Source organism: Sphingobium sp. KKT206 (assembly GCF_055640555.1).
Window position 1 is genome coordinate 2,925,965 of record NZ_CM145764.1, and the last position, 21,713, is coordinate 2,947,677.

19 protein-coding genes and 1 tRNA gene are annotated in these 21,713 nt (G+C 63.8%); 13 read left to right on the top strand and 7 right to left on the bottom strand.

Annotated features, from left to right (window positions below; all coding sequences use genetic code 11):
• Positions 1–32 precede the first annotated feature (32 nt).
• From ACZ2HM_RS14185 to ACZ2HM_RS14215, 7 genes are all read left to right on the top strand, one after another.
• Positions 33–2,354: a DNA translocase FtsK gene (locus ACZ2HM_RS14185; RefSeq protein WP_037479018.1), complete on the top strand. Its 2,322-nt coding sequence runs from the start codon at positions 33–35 to the stop codon at positions 2,352–2,354.
• Between the two features lie 97 nt (positions 2,355–2,451).
• A complete protein-coding gene (locus ACZ2HM_RS14190) occupies positions 2,452–2,700 on the top strand; it encodes a hypothetical protein (protein WP_037477117.1) in 249 nt (82 codons plus the stop codon).
• The gene (locus ACZ2HM_RS14195; RefSeq protein ID WP_156106245.1) at positions 2,687–3,100 is read left to right on the top strand and encodes a retropepsin-like aspartic protease; all 414 of its coding nucleotides are present in this window, start codon (positions 2,687–2,689) and stop codon (positions 3,098–3,100) included. Before ACZ2HM_RS14190 ends, ACZ2HM_RS14195 begins: the two co-directional genes overlap by 14 nt.
• Positions 3,101–3,181: 81 nt before the next feature.
• Entirely contained in the window at positions 3,182–3,817 is a 636-nt protein-coding gene (locus ACZ2HM_RS14200; protein ID WP_037477122.1) for a LolA family protein, read from the top strand.
• Between the two features lie 244 nt (positions 3,818–4,061).
• Positions 4,062–4,859 carry an exodeoxyribonuclease III gene (gene xth, locus ACZ2HM_RS14205; protein ID WP_037477125.1) on the top strand — a complete coding sequence of 266 codons (798 nt, stop codon included), beginning with the start codon at positions 4,062–4,064 and terminating at the stop codon, positions 4,857–4,859.
• Positions 4,859–5,920 carry a GTP cyclohydrolase II gene (ribA, locus tag ACZ2HM_RS14210; protein WP_037477128.1) on the top strand — a complete coding sequence of 354 codons (1,062 nt, stop codon included), beginning with the start codon at positions 4,859–4,861 and terminating at the stop codon, positions 5,918–5,920. Before xth ends, ribA begins: the two co-directional genes overlap by 1 nt.
• Complete coding sequence (locus ACZ2HM_RS14215) at positions 5,917–6,420, top strand: L,D-transpeptidase family protein (RefSeq protein WP_037477130.1); 504 nt, start codon at positions 5,917–5,919, stop codon at positions 6,418–6,420. Before ribA ends, ACZ2HM_RS14215 begins: the two co-directional genes overlap by 4 nt.
• Here the strand turns inward: ACZ2HM_RS14215 and ACZ2HM_RS14220 are convergent.
• Together ACZ2HM_RS14220 and mutS are read right to left on the bottom strand one after the other, a co-directional pair.
• A complete protein-coding gene (locus ACZ2HM_RS14220; protein WP_037477133.1) occupies positions 6,417–9,179 on the bottom strand; it encodes a [protein-PII] uridylyltransferase in 2,763 nt (920 codons plus the stop codon). The genes ACZ2HM_RS14215 and ACZ2HM_RS14220 overlap by 4 nt on opposite strands.
• A 9-nt stretch (positions 9,180–9,188) precedes the next feature.
• Positions 9,189–11,831 (bottom strand): DNA mismatch repair protein MutS, encoded by a 2,643-nt coding sequence (gene mutS / locus ACZ2HM_RS14225; protein ID WP_470425503.1) that lies wholly within the window; start codon positions 11,829–11,831, stop codon positions 9,189–9,191.
• Positions 11,832–11,954: 123 nt separating this feature from the next.
• On the opposite strand from mutS, the gene ACZ2HM_RS14230 reads away from it, so the two are divergent.
• From ACZ2HM_RS14230 to ACZ2HM_RS14245, 4 genes are all read left to right on the top strand, one after another.
• On the top strand, positions 11,955–14,216 hold the full coding sequence (locus ACZ2HM_RS14230) for an NADP-dependent malic enzyme (protein ID WP_470425504.1): 2,262 nt from the start codon (positions 11,955–11,957) through the stop codon (positions 14,214–14,216).
• Positions 14,217–14,256: 40 nt separating this feature from the next.
• Positions 14,257–14,754: a flavin reductase family protein gene (locus ACZ2HM_RS14235; RefSeq protein WP_470425505.1), complete on the top strand. Its 498-nt coding sequence runs from the start codon at positions 14,257–14,259 to the stop codon at positions 14,752–14,754.
• A gap of 141 nt (positions 14,755–14,895) precedes the next feature.
• A complete protein-coding gene (locus ACZ2HM_RS14240; protein ID WP_470425506.1) occupies positions 14,896–15,876 on the top strand; it encodes a polysaccharide deacetylase family protein in 981 nt (326 codons plus the stop codon).
• Positions 15,873–17,087: a carboxylate--amine ligase gene (locus tag ACZ2HM_RS14245; RefSeq protein WP_470425507.1), complete on the top strand. Its 1,215-nt coding sequence runs from the start codon at positions 15,873–15,875 to the stop codon at positions 17,085–17,087. The genes ACZ2HM_RS14240 and ACZ2HM_RS14245 overlap by 4 nt, the downstream gene beginning before the upstream one ends.
• On the opposite strand, the gene ACZ2HM_RS14250 is transcribed toward ACZ2HM_RS14245, so the two are convergent.
• Both ACZ2HM_RS14250 and ACZ2HM_RS14255 read right to left on the bottom strand, forming a co-directional pair.
• The gene (locus ACZ2HM_RS14250; protein ID WP_470425508.1) at positions 17,056–17,607 is read right to left on the bottom strand and encodes an arsenate reductase/protein-tyrosine-phosphatase family protein; all 552 of its coding nucleotides are present in this window, start codon (positions 17,605–17,607) and stop codon (positions 17,056–17,058) included. The genes ACZ2HM_RS14245 and ACZ2HM_RS14250 overlap by 32 nt on opposite strands.
• A 26-nt stretch (positions 17,608–17,633) precedes the next feature.
• Positions 17,634–17,725, bottom strand: a tRNA-Ser gene (locus ACZ2HM_RS14255).
• A gap of 226 nt (positions 17,726–17,951) precedes the next feature.
• Here ACZ2HM_RS14255 and ACZ2HM_RS14260 point away from each other — a divergent pair.
• Positions 17,952–18,728 carry a DUF1134 domain-containing protein gene (locus ACZ2HM_RS14260; RefSeq protein WP_037477148.1) on the top strand — a complete coding sequence of 259 codons (777 nt, stop codon included), beginning with the start codon at positions 17,952–17,954 and terminating at the stop codon, positions 18,726–18,728.
• 6 nt (positions 18,729–18,734) lie between these two features.
• Here the strand turns inward: ACZ2HM_RS14260 and dinB are convergent, their stop codons facing one another.
• Genes dinB through ACZ2HM_RS14275 form a run of 3 tightly spaced genes read right to left on the bottom strand, consistent with a single transcriptional unit; the run spans position 18,735 to position 20,931 of the window.
• The gene (gene dinB / locus ACZ2HM_RS14265) at positions 18,735–19,823 is read right to left on the bottom strand and encodes a DNA polymerase IV (RefSeq protein ID WP_037477150.1); all 1,089 of its coding nucleotides are present in this window, start codon (positions 19,821–19,823) and stop codon (positions 18,735–18,737) included.
• A gap of 53 nt (positions 19,824–19,876) precedes the next feature.
• Positions 19,877–20,407, bottom strand: coding sequence for a DUF177 domain-containing protein (locus ACZ2HM_RS14270; protein ID WP_470425509.1), 531 nt, complete (start codon positions 20,405–20,407; stop codon positions 19,877–19,879).
• Positions 20,404–20,931 (bottom strand): ubiquinol-cytochrome C chaperone family protein, encoded by a 528-nt coding sequence (locus ACZ2HM_RS14275; RefSeq protein WP_037477153.1) that lies wholly within the window; start codon positions 20,929–20,931, stop codon positions 20,404–20,406. The genes ACZ2HM_RS14270 and ACZ2HM_RS14275 overlap by 4 nt, the downstream gene beginning before the upstream one ends.
• Positions 20,932–21,095: 164 nt before the next feature.
• Here ACZ2HM_RS14275 and ACZ2HM_RS14280 point away from each other — a divergent pair, with 164 nt between their 5' ends.
• Positions 21,096–21,608, top strand: a complete 513-nt coding sequence (locus ACZ2HM_RS14280; protein WP_037479027.1) for an outer membrane protein assembly factor BamE — start codon at positions 21,096–21,098, stop codon at positions 21,606–21,608.
• Positions 21,609–21,713 lie beyond the last annotated feature (105 nt).

Consider the following 21,713-nt stretch of genomic DNA (forward strand, 5'->3'; position numbering starts at 1 on the left):
GAAACGGAACATTTGGGGGACAAGGGTTTAGCATGGCTGTCAGCCGCACCGTGAAGCGCACGCCGGAATGGCGCGAAATGCTCAAGCGCAGCTTGCTTCGCAGCGGCGCACTGATCGGCGCGATCCTGCTGATGCTGGCGACGCTGTTCGTGGCGCTGGCGCTGCTCAGCTATACGCCCAGTGACCCGTCGATGAATACGGTGGCGGGTGATCATGTCGCCAACATCATGCAGGGGCCGGGCGCGTGGACCGCCGATTTCCTGCTCTGGCTGCTGGGCGTGCCGGTGGCGTTCATCCTGCCGCTGATGGCCATCACTGCCCGCCGGATGTGGGGCGACCAGGATATGCGCAGCTGGAAGGGGCAGTTCGGCAAATGCCTGTTCGGCATCGTCCTCATCGGCATTGCCCTGTCGCTGTTTCAGGATGATCCGCTGGTCGGCTTGCCCGCAGGCTGGGGCGGAGTGATCGGTCTTGTCACCGCCAAGGGCGTGGCCAGTCTCACGGCGCAGGCGCCCGCCGCTGCCCCCTGGATAACCGGCCTATTGGTGGTCATGACGCTGATCGCGGGCCTGATCGCCTGCTATCGCAGCCTGGCGCTGGAAAAGCCGATCATCGCGCTGCGCCGTCCATCGCTACCCAAATTGGCGCTACCCCGCCCCACTTTGGCGTTGCCCGGTATTAGCACCAGCAGCGACGTCGAACCGGAAGCGGACGGGGCCGAGCGCGTCATCGCGCCCCGCAAGCAGGTCTCGAACGAACCCAAGCCGCCGATCACGATCCAGAGTCCCAAGCCCGCCGCGCCGCAGCGGCAGATGGCGCCGATCTCGCAGGACGATCTGTTCGGCCATAGCTCGCTGCCCTCGCCCGACCTGCTCAATCCCATTCCCGTCAACCAGGGCGGCAAGATCGACAAGGCTGCGTTGGAGCGCAATGCGCGGCTACTCGAATCGGTGCTCGATGATTTCCATGTGAAGGGCAATATCGTCGAGGTCCGACCCGGCCCGGTCGTGACCATGTATGAACTGGAGCCGGCCCCCGGCATCAAGGCAAGCCGCGTCATCGCGCTGGCCGACGATATCGCCCGCAACATGTCGGCGTTGTCGGCGCGCGTCGCGACGATTCCGGGGCGCACGGTGATCGGCATCGAATTGCCCAATGCCCATCGCGAAGGCGTGTCCTTCCGCGAACTCATCACCAGCGAGCAATTTGGCGGCGAAGGCACGCTGCCCATCATCCTGGGCAAGAATATTTCGGGCGAGCCGATCATCGCCGACCTTGCCCCCATGCCGCATCTGCTGATCGCGGGCACCACCGGGTCGGGCAAGTCGGTCGGCCTCAACGCCATGATCCTGTCGCTGCTCTACCGCATGACGCCGGACCAGCTGCGCCTGATCATGATCGATCCCAAGATGCTGGAATTGTCGACCTATGACGATATTCCTCATCTGCTCTCGCCGGTCGTCACCGAACCGCAAAAGGCGATCCGCGCGCTCAAATGGGCGGTCGAGCAGATGGAGGACCGCTATCGCATGATGGCGTCGATTTCCGTCCGTAACCTCGCCAATTATAATGAGAAGGTCCGCGCCGCCAAGGCCAAGGGTAAGCCGCTCGGTCGCCGCGTCCAAACCGGCTACGACCCCGAAAATGGCAAGCCCATCTATGAGGAAGAGCAGCTCGATTTCCAGCCGCTCCCGCAAATCGTGGTGGTCGTTGACGAACTCGCCGACCTGATGATGACGGCGGGCAAGGAAGTCGAATTCCTGATCCAGCGCCTGGCGCAAAAGGCGCGCGCAGCCGGTATCCACCTGATCCTTGCGACCCAGCGTCCCTCGGTCGACGTCATCACCGGCGTCATCAAGGCGAACCTGCCGACCCGGATCAGCTTCTTCGTAACGTCCAAGATCGACAGTCGCACCATTTTGGGCGAGCAGGGTGCCGAACAGCTGCTGGGCAAGGGCGACATGCTCTACATGCACGGCGGCAAGGGCCTGACCCGCGTCCATGGTCCCTTCGTTTCGGACGATGAAGTCCGCGTCGTCGCCGACCATTGGCGCGCGCAGGGCCAGCCCGACTATATCCAGGCGGTGACCGAAGAACCCGAAGAAGGCAGCTTCGCCCTCGACGGCGTGGACCTGGGCGATGACAGCCCCGACGCGCAACTGTTCCGCAAGGCGTGCCAGCTCGTGTTCGAGAATCAGAAGGCTTCGACCAGCTGGCTGCAACGCCAGCTCCGCGTAGGCTATAACAGCGCTGCGCGCCTCATTGAGAAGATGGAAGAGGAAGGCCTGGTCGGCCCGCCCAACCATGTCGGCCGCCGCGAGGTGCTGCGCGACGAAAATGGCAATCCGCTATAACGGTTCGACTCGCAACAGAGTCGGTTCATCGCAATATGATGCAGCGCAGGAGTCGGTGGCCGCAAAAAATGGTATATTTTGAGCAAGGGGATGAATCATGAGCCATAGCCTTGCCGCTGAAGTCGATGCCAACTACGATTATTTCCTCCGCCACCTTGGGGAGTTTTTGACTCACCATTCAGGCCGTTATGCGGTGTTGAAGGACAAGAAGGTTGTCGATTTTTTCGACAAGCCGGGTGACGCTTATCAATTCGCACGCGACAGCATCGACGATGGTGTTTTTTCGATTCAGGAAGTCACGGATGAACCCATAGATCTGGGTTTTTTCTCTCATGTCTCAAATTAAATGGTTGCATGCTGGTCGCAGGATAACATTGCCGGTTCGCATATTGCGGGCTGATAACCCGTTCGACATCACGTCCATCGATGCGATTGCGCTTGTGGATACCGGTGCAACCGTCAGTGGAATAGACGAGCGGATTGCGGAAAAATTGGGGCTGGAACCGTTGGGGAAGCGCCCCCTTCAGTCAGCGCATGGGCTGGCGCATACCGAACGCTTTATGTTTCGTATCGGACTAATGCCCGATGACACTGAAGATGCGCGCTTACCATATATTTTTGACGCAAGTTTTGGTTTCGGCCTGCGTGGAAGTGAGCATTTCACCGCCTTGATTGGTATGGACATATTGCGGCAATGCGACTTTTCGATGGATCGGAATGGACATTGCCGCCTCGCCTTTGGCTGAACGGCGGGGAACGGCCGGGTTCACAGGTCGTTCAAGCCGCGCCGCCTAAACCGCATCCGTAACAACCGGAGTTTCTGTCTGATGAAGCGCATCTCTCTGGCGCTGGCCATTGCGCCAGTCGCCTTCGCCCTGCCGATCGCCGTGCCTGCTTTGGCACAGGCGAACCAGTCCGATCTCACCAAGGTCAACGCCTATATCCGTGCCGTGACGACGATGACGGCCGATTTCACCCAGACCGACCGCAACGGCCAGACTCTGACCGGGCAGTTGACGATCAAGCAGCCGGGCAAGATCCGCTTTCAATATCAAAAGGGCGTGCCTTTGTTGATCGTGGGCGATGGCAAGGCACTGACGATGATCGATTATGAAGTACGCCAGGTGCAGCGCTGGCCGATCGGCAATTCGCCGCTGGGTGCGCTGCTCGACCCGTCCAAGGATTTGTCCAAATTCGGCAAGGTTGTACCAACCGGCGACCCCAGCATATTGAGCGTGGAGGCGCGCGATCCCAAGCGCCCTGAGTTCGGCACGATCACGATGATCTTCAAGCGGGATGCGGGCAGCCCGGCAGGCCTGCAACTTTATGGCTGGGTCGCGCTCGATTCGCAGAATAACCGCACCGCCGTTCGGCTGACGAACCAGCGCTATGGTGTGACGGTCGCGGATTCGACCTTTCGCTGGACCGACCCGCGACCGCGCGGCCGCTCGGCCGGGGGCTGAACCGAGCGCTTGGTGCGGCAGATCGATCGCTTTTCAAAACCGTTCATCTGCCGCTCATATGGCGGTCGCTAATCATAAACCAACGGCGCGAAACGGCATCGGGATTTCCCCCCTGTTACCCGGTCCGCTCTCGCCGCGAAGCGCTTCAAGGGCGCGATCGAGACCCCCGTTCCATGCCCCCGGAGCGGGGGTCTTACTCTGTCTGGCGCTTGCGCGCGCCACCGCGGCCTTCTAGGGCAAACCCATGGCCGACACTCTCTCCATTTGCTCCTGGAACATCAACAGCGTCCGTGCGCGCATCGACATCGTCGAACAGCTGCTGCAGCAGGAAGCCCCCGACATTCTCTGCCTTCAGGAAACCAAGGTGGTGAACGAGATTTTCCCCACCGACATGTTCCGGCGCATGGGCTATGTCCATCAGGTGCTGAATGGTCAGCGGATGCATCATGGCGTGGCGATCATGAGCAAGGTGCCGATCCACGAAGATGACCGGTTCGACTGGCAGGCCAATGGCGAAGCGCGCCATGTGGGCGTGCGCCTCGACAATGGCGTGCGGATCGAGAATGTCTATGTACCCGCCGGCGGCGACATCGCCGACCGCACGGTCAATCCCAAATTCGGGCAGAAGCTCGACTTTCTGGAGCGGATGATCGAATGGTCGAGCGCGCTGGACAATAAACCGACCATCCTGACCGGCGACTTCAACATCGCGCCGCTGGAAAGCGATGTGTGGAGCCATAAGCAGTTGCTCAACGTCGTCAGCCATACGCCCGTCGAATGCGAGATATTGGCGCGGTTGCAGGCGTCGAACGACTGGGTCGATATCGGCCGCCATTTCCATCCTGCGCCTGCGCGTCTCTATACCTGGTGGAGCTATCGCGCCAAGGATTGGGCGGAGTCGGATCGCGGACGTCGGCTCGACCATATGTGGATGACCCGCGACGTCGCGGACAAGGCGGTCAGCCATCGCGTGGTCGAACCCGCGCGCAGCTGGATCAAGCCGTCCGACCATATCCCCATCATCACCGACTTCGTCTTCTGATGCGCACGCGCGATGCTGCACGAGCGATCGACGCGCTGCGGCGCGGCTGGGCGATCAGGATTGCCGGGGCGGATGGTGCCATCCGTCTGATGGCGATCGAAGGGGCGGATGCGGTAACACTGGCCGCCTTCGATCCGCAGGCGCGCGCCGACATCCTGATCTCCGCCGCTCGTGCCGAAACGCTCAAGCTCGCGAACCAACTGGCCGCTGCCGATCCTGATCTGCCGGTATTGGTCGAGCGGGCGCCCTGGATCGACGCCGACGTCGCGACCGCGATTTCCGATCCGGTCCTGGACCTCGCGTCGCCGCTCAAGGGGCCATTCCGCGCCCGCCCACTCGCCGCGCCCCAGGCGGCAAAGGCGGCGCTGCGGCTCGCGCGCCTTGCCGGCATCCTGCCCGCCTATTTCCTGACCGAAGGGGATGAGGCCGTCGATGTCACGGTCCAGGCCGATGATATCGACGCCTATGACGATGCGATCCATCTCGCTGTCGCCACGCGCGCCCGGCTGCCGGTGTCGGCCAGCGAGACGGCCGAGATCATCGCCTTCCGTAGTCCCGACGAACCGCGCGAGCATGTCGCCTTGGTGGTGGGCAAGCGCGATGCCTCGCCGCCCGTCGTTCGCCTGCATAGCGAATGCCTGACCGGTGATGTGCTGGGCAGCCTCAAATGCGATTGTGGACCGCAACTGCATCAGGCGTTGCACCAGATCGCCGATGCGCCCTGGGGCGTGCTGCTCTATCTGCGGCAGGAGGGGCGGGGCATCGGCCTCGTCAACAAGTTGCGCGCCTATGCGATGCAGGATCAGGGGTTCGATACGGTCGATGCCAATGTGCGCCTCGGCTTTGCGATCGACGCACGCGATTTTTCCGTCGCGGCGCGCATGCTCGACCTGCTCGGCGTGGCGCAGGTGCGGCTTTTGACAAATAATCCCAACAAGGTGGCAGGGCTGGAAGCGGCGGGCATCGGCGTGATCGAGCGCTTGCCGATCATCCTGCCGACCAACCCGCATAATGAACGCTATCTCGCCACCAAGCGCGACCGGACCGGCCACCAGCTATGAGTCTGATCCGCGTCGATGGCGGCGCGGGCCGCCTGACCTTCGGCGCTATGGCCATGGATTGCACGATCGGCCGGGGCGGCACCTGTGCGGCGGCGGACAAGCGCGAAGGCGATGGCTGCACCCCGCTTGGCCTTTGGCCGATCCGTGGCGTCCTGCTGCGGCCCGGCAAGGTCGATGCCGTCGCTATCCAATTGCCCTGGCGCTGGATCAGACCTGGTGATGGGTGGTCGGACGATCCCGCTGACCCTGCCTATAATCGCCCGGTCCGCCTGCCGCGCGGCTTCTCGGCCGAAAGCCTGATCCGTGCCGACGATGCCTATGACATCATCGTCGTGCTGGGCCATAATGACGGGTCACCCGTGCAGGGGCAGGGCAGTGCGATCTTCTTCCATTTGTCCGAAGGACGCCCCACGGCGGGCTGTGTCGCCATCGAACGCAACGACATGCTCCGGCTATTACCGCTGCTCGCGCCGGGTGACAGGATGGAGATCGTCGCCTAAGCCCGCGCCAGCGCCTCGCCAACCTCGCCGCCAGCGCCCTCCAGCAATCGCCGCTCCAATGTCTGGAGCCGCGCCTTGCTCTCGATCTTGCCGCCGAACAGGTCGGTGACGTAGAATGTATCGACCGCGCGCTCGCCATAGGTGGCGACATGCGCGCTGTGGACGGTCACCTTCGACTGGAACAATCCATTGGCAAGGCTGAACAGCAGCGCGGGCCGATCGCGCGCATTGACCTCGATCACCGTGAAGCGATTCGACGCCTTATTGTCGATCAGCACATTGGGCTCGATGCGGAAGGCCTCGGCGCGGGTCCGGGTCAACGGGCGCGCGCTCAGCTTGGTGATCAACCGGTGGCGGTTCGACAGCGAATCCTCGATCGCGTTGCGGATGCGGGTCAGCTGATCGGGGCTGTGAAACGCGCCACCCATCGGGTCCTGCACCAGGAAATTGTCGATCGCCACGCCATCGCGCGTCGTGTGAATGCGCGCGTCGATGATGTTGCCGCCGGCCAGATGGATGGCGCCTGCAATGCGATAGAATAGCCCTGGATGATCGGCGGCATAGACGGTCACCAACGTCGCGCCACGCTGCGGATAATAATGCGCCGCGATCGACAGCGGCGCGTCGCCCGCCGCCAGCATATGTTCGGCATTATGGATCAAGATATCGTCGGGTTCGGCGATCCAGTAGGATTCAGGGAGTCGCTTGCTGAACGCCTCGAACGTCGCTTCGTCCATATGGAGCGCCTGGCGCAGCGTCTTCTGCTTGGCGGTCACCCGCTCGCTGCGGCCCTTCTGCTTATGGCCCAGGCGCAGCAGTTCCTCTGCCGAATCATAGAGATCGCCCAGCAACTGCCGCTTCCAGCTGTTCCAGACGCCGGGGCCGACCGCGCGAATGTCCACCACGGTCAGACATAGCAAGAGCCGCAACCGTTCGGGGCTTTGCACCACGTCGACGAAATCGACGATCGTCTTGTAGTCCGCCAGGTCGCGCTTGAACGCCGTTGCCGACATCAGCAGATGGTAGCGTACCAGCCAGGCGACCGTTTCGGTTTCCGCCGGGGTAAGGCCAAGCCGCGGGCAGAGCTGCTCGGCCACCTGCGCGCCCAATATGCTGTGGTCGCCGCCGCGCCCCTTGGCGATGTCATGCAACAGCACGGCGATGTAGAGCACCCGGCGCGAGAGCAATTTGCCCATCAGGTCGGTGGCCAGCGGATGATCCTGCGCCAGTTCCCCCTTCTCGATCCGCGACAGCAGGCCGACAGCGCGGATGGTATGCTCATCGACCGTATAATGATGATACATGTCGAACTGCATTTGCGCGACGACCCGGCGGAAGTCGGGCACGAAGCGGCCGAACACGGTCGATTCGTTCATCCAGCGCAGCACCGTTTCCGGGTCGCGCGGCGACGTCAGTACATCCATGAAGGCGGCGTTGGCACGCGGGTCTTTACGGATCTTGGCGTTGATCAGCCCCGCGTCCCGGCTCGCCGCACGCATCGCGGCGGGGTGGATGGACAAGCCATGGCGATCGGCCAGCGCGAAAATCTCCACCAGTCGCACCGGGTCGGCCTGAAAGAAATCATCGCTCGGCAGCGCCAGCCGCCCCCGGTCCAGCACGAAGCCGTCGAGCTTCTTGGGCCGCCGGAAGATGGCGGGAATATAGCGCCGCCCCTTCGGCCCCATCTGGTCATCCAGATGCGCCAGGAACACCGCGGTCAGGTCGCCGACGATCTTCGCGTTCAGGAAATAATAGCGCATAAACCGCTCGACCCCGGACTGGCCGTGCCGCCCGGTAAAGCGCATCCGCGTCGCCGTTTCGAGTTGTAGGTCAAAGGTCAGCCGGTCTTCTGCACGCCCGGTGATGGTGTGCAGGTGACAGCGCACCGCCCAGAGGAAATCCTCCGCCTTCTGGAACTGGCGCAATTCGATCTGGGTCAGCAGGCCGACATCGACCAGTTCGGCGACCGATCGCACCCGGTTCACATATTTGCCGATCCAGAACAGCGTATGCAGGTCGCGCAGGCCGCCCTTGCCTTCCTTCACATTGGGTTCGACGACATAGCGGCTGTCGCCCATTCGCTTGTGGCGCTCGTCGCGCTCGACCAGCTTTTCGGTGACGAAGGCGCGGGCATTGCCTTGCATCACCTCTGCATCGAAGCGAACCGAGGTCTCTTCATACAGCGCCCGGTCGCCCCAGACATAGCGCGCTTCCAGCAAGGCGGTGCGCACCGTCAGGTCGGCCTTGGCCATTCGCATCGTCTCGTCGATCGACCGGCTGCTATGCCCGACCTTCAGCCCCAGATCCCAGAGCGAATAAAGCATCGATTCGATCACCTGCTCGGTCCAGCCGGTGGGCTTCCAGGGGGTGATAAAGCCGATATCGACGTCGCTATGCGGCGCCATCTCGCCCCGCCCATAGCCGCCCACCGCGATCAGCGCGATTCGCTCGCCGGTGCTGCGATTGCCTGAGGGGTAAAGATGATGTGTCGTTGCGTCATAGAGCAGGCGCAGAATCTGGTCGATCAGGAAGGCAAAGGCGGTCACCGTTTCGCGCCCGCGCGTGGGGCGCTGCTCCAACCTTCGCGCGACTTCCACCCGCCCCTCTTCCAACGCCGCCTTGAGTTCGCCGACGATCAGCCCGCGCAACCGCATGGGATCGCCCTTGTGCTCGTGCGCAAGGGCGTTGATGCTGTCGGAAATCGCGCGCCGGTCGATGATCGCACGGCGCGATCCCAAAGCGGGGAACTGCATGACCATGCGCGTTCTCTAGTCGGGCGTCGCGTCGGCTGCCAGTTGTTTCAATCGATATATGTGATCGAGTGCCTCACGCGGGGACAGTGCGTCGGCGTCGATCGCGGCGATGGCCGCCCGCACCGGATCGGGCGCGACCTCTTCTTGCGCGGCGGCGGCGGCAAACAGCGGCAGATCGTCCAGTCCCGCCGCGATGCCGCCGGTCTTCGCTTTGCCCGCTTCCAGCCGCGCGAGGACATCCTTGGCGCGCTTGAGCACCGGTGCGGGCAGCCCCGCCAGCCGCGCGACGGCCAGGCCATAGCTGCGGTCGGCCGGCCCCTGTGCCAATTCGTGCAACAGCACCAGATCGCCCTTCCATTCGCGCGCGCGGACATGATGAAGCGATAGGGCGGAGAGACTCTCGGCCAGCCGCGTCAGCTCATGATAATGGGTGGCAAAGAGGCAACGGCAACGATTGACCTCATGCACCGCTTCCACCACCGCCCAGGCGAGCGCCAGCCCATCATAAGTGGAGGTGCCGCGCCCGACTTCATCGAGAATGACGAAACTGCGCGTCGTCGCCTGTGCCAGGATCGCGGCGGTCTCGACCATCTCGACCATGAAGGTCGATCGCCCCTTGGCCAGATTGTCCGACGCACCCACCCGGCTGAACAGCCGATCGACCAAAGTCAGCGTCGCCGATTGCGCCGGGACATAGGCACCCGCCTGCGCCAGGATGACGATCAGCGCATTTTGCCGCAGAAAGGTCGATTTGCCGCCCATATTCGGGCCGGTGACCAGCCACAGCCGGTCGTCGGCGACCAGGCAGCAATCATTGGCGACGAACGCCTGGCCCTCGCGGCGCAGCGCATCCTCCACCACCGGATGCCGCCCGCCGCTGATCGACAGGCAGGGGTTGGACCCGTCATCGGCGATCAGATGGGGCCGCTGCCAGCCGCCCTCCGCCGCCCGTTCAGCGAGCGCCGCCGCGACGTCGAGCCGGGCGAGCGCCTGGCCCGCCCGCGCGATGTCGGCCTTGCGGTCCAGCACGGCGGCGATCAGTTCTTCGAGGTGCGCGGCCTCCGCGACCAGCGCATGGGCGCCTGCCTGCGCCACGCGCCCGGCCTCCTCATGCAGATCGACTGAATTGAAGCGCACAACGCCGGCCAGCGTCTGGCGGTGGGTGAAGCCGCTGGTCGGCACCATCAGCGCATCAGCGGAACGGGCGGGCACCTCGACATGATAGCCCAGCACGCCATTATGGCGAATCTTGAGCGTGGCAATGCCCGTCTGCTCGCGATATTTGGCTTCCAGCGCAGCAATCGCACGGCGACCGTCACCGGCCATCCGGCGCAGTTCATCGAGCGCGGGATCATAGCCATCGGCGATATAGCCGCCGTTCGCCGTCTCGGTCGGCGGCGCGGGCACCAGCGCGCGCGACAGCGCATCGACCAGCGCGCCATGGCCGTCGAGCGCGGGCAGCAGCCGCGCCAGCAACAAGGGCGGATCAGGCAAATGCCCCAGCCGCTCGCGCAGCAGCCGCGCTTCACCCAGACCGTCGCGCAATTGCCCCAGATCGCGGGGCGAGCCGCGGCCGACCGCCACCCGCCCCAGCGCGCGGCCGATATCGGGCAGCGCCCGCAGCGCCGCGCGCAACTGGTCGCGCAACCCCGCATCGTCATGGAAGAGCTGCACCAGCCCCAGCCGTGCTTCGATCCGGTCGAGATCCATCAATGGCGCGGACAAATCCTGCCCCAGCAGCCGTGCGCCCGCCCCCGTCACGGTGCGATCGACCGCGCCCAGCAGGCTGCCCGCGCGCGCGCCGCTGGTGGTCGCGACGATCTCCAGACTTTCGCGCGTTGCTGCGTCGATCGCGACATGGCCGCCGCTCGTCTGGCGCAAAGGTGGTGCCAGGAAGGGCAGGGTGCCCTTGCCCGCATGGTCGAGATAGGCGATCAGCCCACCCATCGCCGCCAGCTCCGCGCGGCCGAACTGGCCGAACCCGTCCAGCGTCGCGACCGCAAACAGCCGTTTGAGCGCTGCTTCGGCACGGCTGCTGGAAAAGGCCGCGCGATCGAACATATGCATGTCGGGCAGGTCCAGCGACGATCCTTCTGCCACCACCGTTTCGCTGGGGCGCAGGCGCGCGAGTTCGGCATGAAGGTCGGCGGCGCGGCAGGTCATCGTCTCGAACCGGCCGGTCGAAATGTCGGCAGCGGCGATCCCGATCTCGCTATCTCCGCCCACCTGCGCCAGCGCGACGAGCATATTGTCGCGCCGGGAATCAAGCAACGTCTCCTCGGTCAGCGTGCCCGCCGTCACATAACGCACGATGTCGCGCGCCACGAGCGTCTTGCCCCCGCGCGCCTTCGCCTGCGCCGGGGTTTCCGTCTGTTCGGCGATGGCGACGCGATGGCCCGCCTTGATGAGCCGCGCGAGATAGCCCTCCGCGCTGTGGACCGGCACGCCGCACATCGGGATCGGCGCGCCATCATGTTCACCGCGGCTGGTGAGCGCGATATCGAGCGTAGCCGCCGCCGCCTTGGCATCATCGAAGAAGAGTTCGAAGAAATCGCCCATGCGGTAGAAGAGCAGGCAATCCTGCGCCTGTGCCTTGAGCGTCAGATATTGCGCCATCATGGGCGTAAGGGGTGAGGACGTGTCGGGGGCGCTGCGCATCCCGCCCGGATAGCGGCAAGGCGACGCGCAGGAAAGAGCGCGAAAAAGCGGCCTTCTCGCACTTGCCCCCAAGCATGGCTTGCCGCTAGGGCCAAGGCAACGGACAGAAGAGGCGGATAATCGATGACCGACAAGTCGAGTGTGGAATTTTCCGAGCGCGAGGCGCTGTTTTTCCATTCGACCGGTCGTCCCGGCAAGATCGAGATCATCGCGTCCAAACCGATGGCGACGCAGCGCGACCTCAGCCTCGCTTATTCCCCCGGCGTTGCGGTGCCGGTGCTGGCGATCGCAAAAGATCCGGCCCTCGCTTATGACTATACCGCCAAGGGTAATCTGGTCGCCGTCATCACCAATGGCACGGCGATTCTGGGCCTGGGCAATCTCGGCGCCCTGGCGTCCAAGCCGGTGATGGAAGGCAAGGCGGTGCTGTTCAAGCGCTTCGCCGATGTGGACAGCATCGATATCGAACTCAAGACCGAGGATGTCGATCGCTTCATCGACGCGGTCGAATTGATGGAGCCGACCTTCGGCGGCATCAACCTTGAGGATATCAAGGCACCCGAATGCTTCATCATCGAACAGACGCTCAAAGAGCGTATGAATATTCCGGTGTTCCATGACGACCAGCATGGCACTGCGATCATCGCCGCGGCAGGCGTCATCAACGCCGCGATGCTGACCGGGCGTGAACTCAAAGACCTCAAAGTCGTGGTCAATGGCGCTGGCGCGGCCTCGATCGCCTGCACCGAACTCATCAAGGCGCTGGGCGTCGCCGGTGACAATGTCATCATGTGCGACAGCAAGGGCGTGATCTATCAGGGTCGCACCGAGGGCATGAACCAATGGAAGTCGGCCCATGCGGTCAAGACCGACGCGCGCACGCTGAAAGAAGCGATGAAGGGTGCCGACGTGTTCCTGGGACTGTCAGTCAAGGGCGCGGTGACGCCGGACATGGTCAAGGATATGGGCGACAAGCCGATCATCTTCGCCATGGCCAACCCGGACCCCGAAATCACCCCGCCCGATGCGAAATCGGTGCGCCCCGAAGCGATCGTCGCCACTGGCCGGTCGGATTATCCCAACCAGGTCAACAACGTTATCGGCTTCCCCTTCATCTTCCGCGGCGCGCTCGATGTGCGCGCGACGACAATCAACGAAGCGATGAAGGTCGCCGCTGCCCATGCCATCGCCGAGCTGGCGCGCGAGCAGGTGCCCGAAGAAGTCGCCAAGGCCTATGGCCGCTCGCACAGCTTCGGCCCCGACTATATCATCCCCGCGCCCTTCGATCCGCGGCTGATGGAAGTCGTGCCGTCCGCCGTTGCACAGGCCGCAATGGACAGCGGCGTGGCGCAAAAGCCGATTGCCGACATGGCGGCCTATCGCCAGTCATTGAAGGCCCGCCTCAACCCGACCACTTCGGTCCTGACCACCGCCTATGAAGTCGCGAAGGCCAACCCCAAACGCGTCGTCTTTGCCGAAGCGGAGGAGGAAGTGGTGCTGCGCGCCGCCATCCAGTTCCGCGACCTGGGCTATGGCGTGCCGGTGCTGGTGGGACGCGGCGACGTGGTCGACAAGCTAAAGGCGCTGGGCGTGCGCGATCCCGACAGTTTCGAGTTGCACAATAGCGTCAATTCGCCGCTTGTCCCCGACATGGTCGATCTGCTCTACGCCCGGCTTCAGCGGCGCGGCTATCTGCGCCGCGATTGCGAACGGATGGTGAACCGGGACCGCAACATCTTCGGCACGTTGCTGGTGAAGATGGGCGTCGCCGATGCCATGATCACCGGCATGACCCGTCCCTATGCGCAGACGTTGCGCGAGGTGAAGCGGGTGATGGACCCCGCGGTCGGCCGCACGCCGTTCGGCATCCATGTCATGGTGGCCAAGGACAAGACGGTTTTCCTGGCCGACACCACGGTCAACGAACGCCCTACGGCGAGCGAACTGGCCGATATTGCCGAAGGCACCGTCGCTGTCGCCAGGCGCATGGGCCATGACCCGCGCGTCGCCTTCCTCTCCTACTCCAATTTCGGCAATCCGCCCGGCGCTTTCCTCGAAAATGTGCGCGGCGCGGTGAAATTGCTCGACGAACGCCATGTCGATTTCGAATATGAAGGCGAAATGACCGCCGACGTGGCGCTCAATCCGGCCGTCATGAAGAATTATCCGTTCAGCCGCCTCTCCGGGCCGGCCAATGTGCTGGTGATGCCGGGCCTGCAATCGGCCAATATCTCGGCCAAGCTGTTGCGCGAACTGGGCGGGACATCGATGATCGGGCCGGTATTGGTGGGCATGGAAAAATCGGTCCAGATCGCGACGATGGCGTCCAACGCCTCCGAGTTGCTGACTCTTGCGGTACTAGCGGCGGGCGGGATCGCGCTCTGACCGACGCAGTCTATGGAATAAGTTGCAGGAGCGAGCGGGCATGAGCGACATGGTGAGTTTCGACAGCGCCACTTTCCGGCGCGTGCTCGGCCATTATCCCACGGGCGTCTGCGTCGTGACGGCGATGGAAGCCAGCGGGGTACCGGTCGGCATGGTGGTGGGGTCTTTCACTTCCGTATCGCTCGATCCGCCGCTGGTGGCGTTCTTCCCCGCCAAATCGTCGAGCAGCTGGCCAAGGATCGAGGCGGTCGGCAAATTCTGCGTCAATATCCTTGCCAGCGACCAGCAGCCGCTGTGCCGCCAGATTGCAGCGCCAGGCCCGGACAAATTCGCCGGCATCGTGCATCGCGTGTCCGCAAATGGCTCTCCGATCCTCGATGATGTCGTCGCCTGGATCGATTGCGCGCTCGATGCGGTGCATGAGGCGGGGGACCATTATATCGTGCTGGGCAAGGTCGTGGCGCTGGAGGTCGATAGACCAGAGCGGCCACTGCTGTTCTTCCAGGGCAGCTATGGCGAATTTTCGCTGATTGTCTGACGGTCGGGCGGGATGCCTGCCGTCTGGTCGGGAAAGGGGCTGTTCTTTCCTTTTGTGGCGGCCCAGACATAAGCGGGACATATTACGGGTCCTTAACGCCTTCTTCCTATGCAGGTGCGTTGCCCTCTGACCGGACTGCCCATGACCGCGCTGCTCATCACCGTCGATACAGAGCTGTCCTCTTCGCTGCATCAGCGCGGGGTGAGCCTGGCCGACAATGTCAGCCGCTCGATCTGGGCGGAGGCGCGGGGACAGGCGCATGGCATCGGCTGGCAGATGGACATGCTGGAACGCTATGGTCTCAAAGGCGTCTTCTTCCTCGATCCCATGCCCGCACTGGTGCATGGCGCGGATTTCCTCGCACCCATTGTCGAGGCGATCGAGAGCCGGGGCCATGAAGTGCAGATGCATATCCATACCGAATGGCTCGCCTGGGCCAAGGCGCCGCCCATCGGCGGACGGCAGGGGCGCAATATCGGCGATTTCTCGCTGGATGATCAGATCACCCTGCTGAGTCTTGCCAAGATGCTGTTGGAGCAGGCGGGTGCGCCCTCCATCACAGCCTTTCGTGCCGGCAATTTCGGTGCGAACGACGATACGCTGCGGGCGCTGGCGGCGATCGGCGTGGCGTGGGACAGCAGCGTCAATCCCGCCTATCAGGGGCGAGAATGCGGCATCACCGCCGATCCGGCGCAGATCGGCGCGCAGCGGATGCAGGGCGTGGTCGAACTGCCGGTATCGGGCATCCATGACCGGCCCGGCCATTTCCGCCCGGCGCAAATCTGCGCCATGTCGGCGGCGGAAATGCGCGCCGGGTTGCGCCATGCCGCGCGTGAGGGGCAGGACGCCTTCACCGTCGTCACCCATAGTTTCGAAATGCTCTCGCGGGATCGGCAGCGCCCCAATGCCATGGTCAAGGCGCGGTTCGTGGCACTGTGCCGCGAAGCCGCGCTCTTGCCGCAGGTGCGGGGGGTCGGCTTCCGCGACCTTTCCCCGGCGATGGCCGATGATTCGCCACCATCGCAAAGCCGTGTTTCCCCCAGCCGGATACGCACCGGGCTGCGACTCGCACAGCAAGCCTGGGCGACCTGGCGCTACGAACATCGACTGGTTCCTGCGTGAGTCGCTATCCCGTCGCGCTCGTCCTCGGTCTGGAAAATGCCATCGGCCTGACGGTCGTGCGCGAACTGGGCGAAAAGGGCGTACCCGTCCATGGCATCGCCCGCGAAGCGGCGCCCGTGGCTGCCGCGTCGCGCCATTGTGCTGCCATGACGATGCGTCCCTCTGGACCGATGGCCGACTGGCTACCCGATCTGATCGCCACCACGGGGGCAGGGGCGGTCTTGGCCATTTCCGAATCCGACCTGCTGGAGCTTTCGGCTCTGCCGCCGGTGATCGACGGCTGCCATATGCTGGTGCCCCGGCCGGAGCCGCTGGCCAAGGTGCTGGACAAGCTGCGCACGCTGGAGATCGCGGCGCAGGTCGGCCTGTGCATCCCGCAAACCTGGCAACCGCGCGCGGGTGAGGATTTTGCCGCCCGTGTCGCGGCCATGCACTATCCGCTGGTCGCCAAATGGGCCAATCCCCCCGAAATCATGCCCATTTTGGAGCGGGTGGGGCTGGAATGGCTCAAGACCGAGTATATCCGCACGCCCCAGGAATTGGCGGCCTTGCTCGACCGCTACGCCCCGGTCGGTCATTGGCCGCTGATCCAGCAATATTGCCGGGGCGTCGGCCTTGGCCAAATGCTCTATATGGACGATGGCGAAGCGACCTTGCGTTTCCAGCATCGCCGCCTGCACGAATGGCCGCCCGAAGGCGGCGTGTCCACGCTCTGCCGCGCCGAGCCGGCCAACGCACATGCGGCGCAGATGCTGCTATCGGAAGCCCTGTTGCGCGCGCTCGATTGGCAGGGCCAAGCGATGGTCGAATATCGTTATGAAGCCGAAAGCGGCCGATATTGGCTGATGGAAGTCAATGGCCGCTTCTGGGGCAGCCTGCCGCTGGCGCGCCATTGCGGCGCGTTGTTCGCCTGGGAAGCCTATCGCCGCACCGTCCTTGGCCAAACCGATGTTGCGCCGACACCCCGTGACACGCTCCGCGCCCGCTATATGGTGCCCGAAACCAAGCGGCTTGCGCGCGTGTTGCTGTCGCCATCGCGGATCAGCGATCCCTTCTTCCAGCGTCGCCCACTGGCGGACCTGACCGCCTATCTGCTGACCTTCTTCGATCCGCGTGCGCGCTATTATGTGTTCAGCCTGTCCGATCCGCGCCCCTGGCTGCGCGACATGGCGCAGATGTTCAGGAAAGCCGTGTGCCGGGGAAAGCCCTGACCAGCGCGCCCACGGCCTGTTCGATCCGGGCAAGGCATTGCGCCATATAGCGGTCATCAAGCATATAGGGGTCATGCAGATGCGGTAGCATCGGCCGGGTCCATCGACCCAGCAACATGCGGGGCAGGGCCTCCAGCCGCGGATCGGCGGCCAAACGGTGCAATTGCCGCACCTCCATCGCCAGCAACAGGTCGCCGGGTTCCGGCATATAATCGGCCAGATCGATGGCGCGATGCGTGCGCATGTCATGCCCCAACATGCTCGCCGCCGCGATGGCAGGACCATGCGCCTCGCGCCCGGTCGTTGTCGACAGACCAAAGGACGCGCTATTCAGCCCCGCGCCCCGCGCCACCACATCGGCAAAGGCGCTGCGACAGATATTTCCCTGGCATACGAACACCAATCGCCGCACCTGCGCAGGGTCGGGTGCAACGCTGGCGGATCGGCCAAGCGCCAATTGCGGATAGGATAAGGCAAGCCGCACTAGCCCGCGGAAAGTGCCGAACCGCGACCGGATCATGATGGAACAGCCTTGCAGCAAAAAATTGGCGGAGACGCCGGGATTCGAACCCGGGGAGCCCCATTCAGGGCTCGACGGTTTAGCAAACCGCTGGTTTCAGCCACTCACCCACGTCTCCGCACGAATTGTCTGCCGGGTAGGCGGACAATGGCTGGGGAGGGGCTATAGCGATGGCCTTCCTGCATGGCAACGGGTCTGTCACAGCTATTTTGCAGGCTCGGTCGCCATGGCTATTCGTTCCGGCGCAGAATCGACTCAGATTGGCGTTCGTTCATTGGCCTTTCAGCTTGAAAGCCGATAACCGGGGAAATGATTGAGCGCAGATTTTTCGGGGAGCAACGGGCATGAACAGCAAAATGGGGCAAATGGCCGCCCGTGTTGCGCGAGCAGGCACATGGGTCGTGGCGCTTGCCGGACTGGCGCTGACGCCCGTCGCGACGCAGGCGCAGGTCCGCACGATCGATCCCAATACGGCCATCGATGCCGATCTCGCGCCGCCGCCGCCCGCCAATAGCCAACCGACCGCGCCGGGCGTCGATTCCAGCGTCTATGATGGCCCACCGGCGATCGAAGATCCGGCGACGGCAACCGGCGCACCGGTAACTGCCAATTCACCGCCCGCCGCGCCCGATCCCACCATTTCCTACCAGGAAGACGATTTGATCGGCGCGGCCGAGGGCGTGTTCGGCAAAGGCGCTGAAGGACTGGCTGGCCTGATCGAGAAGGTTTTGAAGGACCAAGGGCGCCCCAACGCCTATATCGCCGGGCGCGAGGCATCGGGCGCGTTCGTCGTCGGTCTGCGTTATGGATCGGGCACATTGAACCATAAGGTCGAAGGCAAGCGCGAAGTCTATTGGACCGGCCCGTCGATCGGTTTCGACGTCGGCGGCAATGCGTCCAACACCTTCGTCCTCGTCTACAACCTCTATGACACGCAGGATCTCTATCACCGCTTCCCCGCCGCCGAAGGCACGGCCTATCTGGTGGGCGGCTTCACCGCCAGCTATCTGCGCTGGGGCAATGTGGTGCTGATCCCCATCCGGCTGGGCGTCGGCTATCGCTTGGGCGTCAATGCGGGCTATATGAAGTTCAGCGAAAAGCGGAACTGGCTGCCCTTCTAACCCGGTCTATAACGACAGGGCGAGTTGTTCGCCCTGCTCGACCGCTTCCTCCGCCTCCAGATTATGCACGCCCAGGCCCAGCAACCGCGCACCCATGCGCAGGGGCAATTGCGCCAGCAGCAATTCGCGCGCGGTCTGCGCCAGCAGGTCCGGCGATCGCACTGGCGCGGTGAAGCTGCGCGACCGAGTGATGATGCGGAAATCGGCGAACTTCACCTTCAGCACCACCGTCCGGCCCCAGGCCTGCGCCTTTTCGATCCGGGCCCATAGGCTGGCGGCGATCCGGTCTATCTCCGTAACCAACGCAGCCCGATCGGTCAGGTCGTCGGAAAATGTGTCCTCCACGCTGACGGATTTACGCCCTTCACGCTCGCGCACGGGCCGGTCATCCTCGCCCCGCGCCGCGCGATAATAATAGTCCGCCGAACTGCCGAAATGGGCCTGGAGAAAGCGCAGGTCGCGCGCGCGCAGGTCCGCCCCCGTCTCGATCCCCAATTCATGCATCCGCCGCGCGGTCACTGGCCCAATGCCGTGGATGCGCCGTACCGGCATCGCCGCGATGAAGGCCGCGCCTTCACTCGGCCGCACCACACACACGCCATCGGGCTTGTTCTGGTCCGATGCCAGTTTGGCGATCAGCTTGTTGTAGGACACGCCGGCCGAGGCGGTGAGGCCCGTTTCGGCGCGGATCAAATGCCGTATCTCTTCGGCCACCTGCGTTGCCGAGGCGATGCCCGGCTTGTTCACCGTCACGTCGAGATAGGCTTCATCCAGCGACAGCGGCTGGACGATGTCGGTATAGCGACTGAAAATTTCGCGAATATGGGTGGATGCCGCGCGATAGGCATCGAACCGGGGCGGGACGAAGATCAGACCAGGACAGAGCCGCCGCGCCCGCGCGCCGGGCATGGCCGATTTGACCCCGAATGTGCGCGCTTCATAGCTGGCCGTCGCCACCACGCCGCGCGGACCACCCCCGCCCACGGCGATCGGCTGGCCGCGAAGCGCAGGGTCGTCGCGCTGTTCCACCGACGCATAGAAAGCATCCATGTCGATATGGATGATCTTGCGCAGCGGTGGCGGCACGGGGTCCATGGCCCAATTCTATGGCATAATCAGAACAAAAGAGAAACAAAATTGCGCTGTGCTTATGACTTGTTCTTGAGCGCCAGCAGGGCCGCGAAGGGACCGGTCTGATCCTCGTTCAACACGCCGACCTCTTTGAGATAGGCGTCGGCATCGGGCGAGCGGGGATAGGGAACCATGACCAACGCCATGGTTTCGGCCACGGCCTCGCCCATGTCGATGATCTGGCCGTCATAGCCGATCGTGTCGCAATCCTCGACATCCAGTTCCAGTTCGTCGCTGTCGATCACGTCGGTCCCTTCGACGATGAAGCGCAGCAGGAAATCGCTGTCGATCTGCTCCGGCACGGGCAGGCCGGTCGCGACGCAGGGCTGCGACAGCGTGGCGCGTATCCGGCCCCGCGCGACGATCGCGCCATTGTCCTCGCTAAGTCCGTAATCGGCTTCCAGCCGGTCAAGCGCAATCAGGCCGAAACGGCGCATCAAGGCCATGCGCTCGTCGGTCTTGGCCGCGATATGCACGCTGCCCGCGAGCCGACCGATTTGATCGACCTTGATCGGGCGCGAAAATTCAGGCGTGGGGACAGGGCTCATCCGATATCTCCTGCCAGCAAGGCATCGCGCGACAGGCCACCCAGCCGCGTCCAGTGCGCCCGCAGCGCGCCTTCGACATGGGTTAGCGCGATGTTCGACACAACTTCGCCGCGATACAGGTTGCGCACCAATGCCTCGCGCAAATCCGCTTCGCCCGCCAGCGCCGTGCGATAGGCGCTGATCCGCCCGCCAAGCGCGCTCATCATCCGTCCGACATGTTTGCCGACCACGACATCGCCAATCCCTTCCTGGCGCAACTGCCCATCCATATCGTCGACGAAGACTTCGGTCAGCCAGACGCTTTCTTGCGTCGCACCCTGTTCCTGCAACCGAACCAGCACCTGGCTCAAAATCGCGACGATCATGTCGAACCGGCCGTCCAGCGTGTCGGGTACGGCACCGTCCAGATACCAGTAGGGCTGGCGGCCTTCCGCGACGATGGCATGATAGAGCGGCATCAGACTGTCCTTGGGGTCGGTGCGCCCGAACAGTCTTTGCAGGAAGGAAGGGGAGGCGGTGGACATGCGGCAACGTCTTTTCATGGTGGATGGGCGGGCGGCGCGCGTTGCCCCATATTTCGCGCCCCTTGCCGGGGGCGGCGCATTTCCATATTGATCGCTGCGTCGCCCAATGCAATGGCGGCGTCATGTTTCTTGGGTTCGCGGGTCCGCCCCCGCAGGAGAAGTCGATGCGTCCGTTCAGCCGTCATTCCGCACAGGGGCGCATCCTGCTCGCCATAGGCCTTGGCGCGCTCGTGCTGGGCGCGTCGGGTTGCACCCGCGTTCGCACGCATCAGGGCTATCAGGTCGACAAGCTGCTGGTGGATTCGGTCCAGCCGGGCATCGACAATCGCGCCTCGGTCGAAGGCACGCTGGGCCGCCCGACCTTCACCTCGCAGTTCGGCGAGCAGGAATGGTATTATATTTCGCGCAGCATGCGCGCGCTGGCCTTCTCTAACCCCAAGCCCGTCGAACAGACCGTGCTGCGCGTCCGCTTCGATGCCGCCGGCAATGTCGCGGCGGTCGATCGCATGGGGCTGGAACAGGTCGCCAATATTTCGCCCTCGGGTGACAAGACCCCGACGCTCGGCCGCAACCGCAGCCTGTTCGACGAGATTTTCGGCAATATCGGTGCCGTCGGTGCCGGTGGCATGGGTGGTACCGGTGCAGGCGGTGGCGGCCCCGGCCCTAACGGCAGCTAAACCCTAGCCGCGCTGACCATCTAGCGGCTCTGGCGCCCGACTGGACAAGACACTATTGGCCTCTACGCAGCTTCCGATCGACGGATCGGGAGAATGATGTCGCTT

Coding starts and splice junctions, on each gene's coding strand:
- ACZ2HM_RS14240 (WP_470425506.1), top strand. CDS start 14,896: ATGACCGCGCTGCTCATCACCGTCGATACAGAGCTGTCCTCTTCGCTG.
- ACZ2HM_RS14220 (WP_037477133.1), bottom strand. CDS start 9,179: ATGGTCATGCAGTTCCCCGCTTTGGGATCGCGCCGTGCGATCATCGAC.
- ACZ2HM_RS14270 (WP_470425509.1), bottom strand. CDS start 20,407: ATGAGCCCTGTCCCCACGCCTGAATTTTCGCGCCCGATCAAGGTCGAT.
- dinB (WP_037477150.1), bottom strand. CDS start 19,823: ATGGACCCCGTGCCGCCACCGCTGCGCAAGATCATCCATATCGACATG.
- ribA (WP_037477128.1), top strand. CDS start 4,859: ATGCGCACGCGCGATGCTGCACGAGCGATCGACGCGCTGCGGCGCGGC.
- ACZ2HM_RS14260 (WP_037477148.1), top strand. CDS start 17,952: ATGAACAGCAAAATGGGGCAAATGGCCGCCCGTGTTGCGCGAGCAGGC.
- xth (WP_037477125.1), top strand. CDS start 4,062: ATGGCCGACACTCTCTCCATTTGCTCCTGGAACATCAACAGCGTCCGT.
- ACZ2HM_RS14235 (WP_470425505.1), top strand. CDS start 14,257: ATGAGCGACATGGTGAGTTTCGACAGCGCCACTTTCCGGCGCGTGCTC.
- mutS (WP_470425503.1), bottom strand. CDS start 11,831: ATGCGCAGCGCCCCCGACACGTCCTCACCCCTTACGCCCATGATGGCG.
- ACZ2HM_RS14200 (WP_037477122.1), top strand. CDS start 3,182: ATGAAGCGCATCTCTCTGGCGCTGGCCATTGCGCCAGTCGCCTTCGCC.
- ACZ2HM_RS14215 (WP_037477130.1), top strand. CDS start 5,917: ATGAGTCTGATCCGCGTCGATGGCGGCGCGGGCCGCCTGACCTTCGGC.
- ACZ2HM_RS14190 (WP_037477117.1), top strand. CDS start 2,452: ATGAGCCATAGCCTTGCCGCTGAAGTCGATGCCAACTACGATTATTTC.
- ACZ2HM_RS14230 (WP_470425504.1), top strand. CDS start 11,955: ATGACCGACAAGTCGAGTGTGGAATTTTCCGAGCGCGAGGCGCTGTTT.
- ACZ2HM_RS14275 (WP_037477153.1), bottom strand. CDS start 20,931: ATGTCCACCGCCTCCCCTTCCTTCCTGCAAAGACTGTTCGGGCGCACC.
- ACZ2HM_RS14195 (WP_156106245.1), top strand. CDS start 2,687: ATGTCTCAAATTAAATGGTTGCATGCTGGTCGCAGGATAACATTGCCG.
- ACZ2HM_RS14185 (WP_037479018.1), top strand. CDS start 33: ATGGCTGTCAGCCGCACCGTGAAGCGCACGCCGGAATGGCGCGAAATG.
- ACZ2HM_RS14280 (WP_037479027.1), top strand. CDS start 21,096: ATGCGTCCGTTCAGCCGTCATTCCGCACAGGGGCGCATCCTGCTCGCC.
- ACZ2HM_RS14250 (WP_470425508.1), bottom strand. CDS start 17,607: ATGATCCGGTCGCGGTTCGGCACTTTCCGCGGGCTAGTGCGGCTTGCC.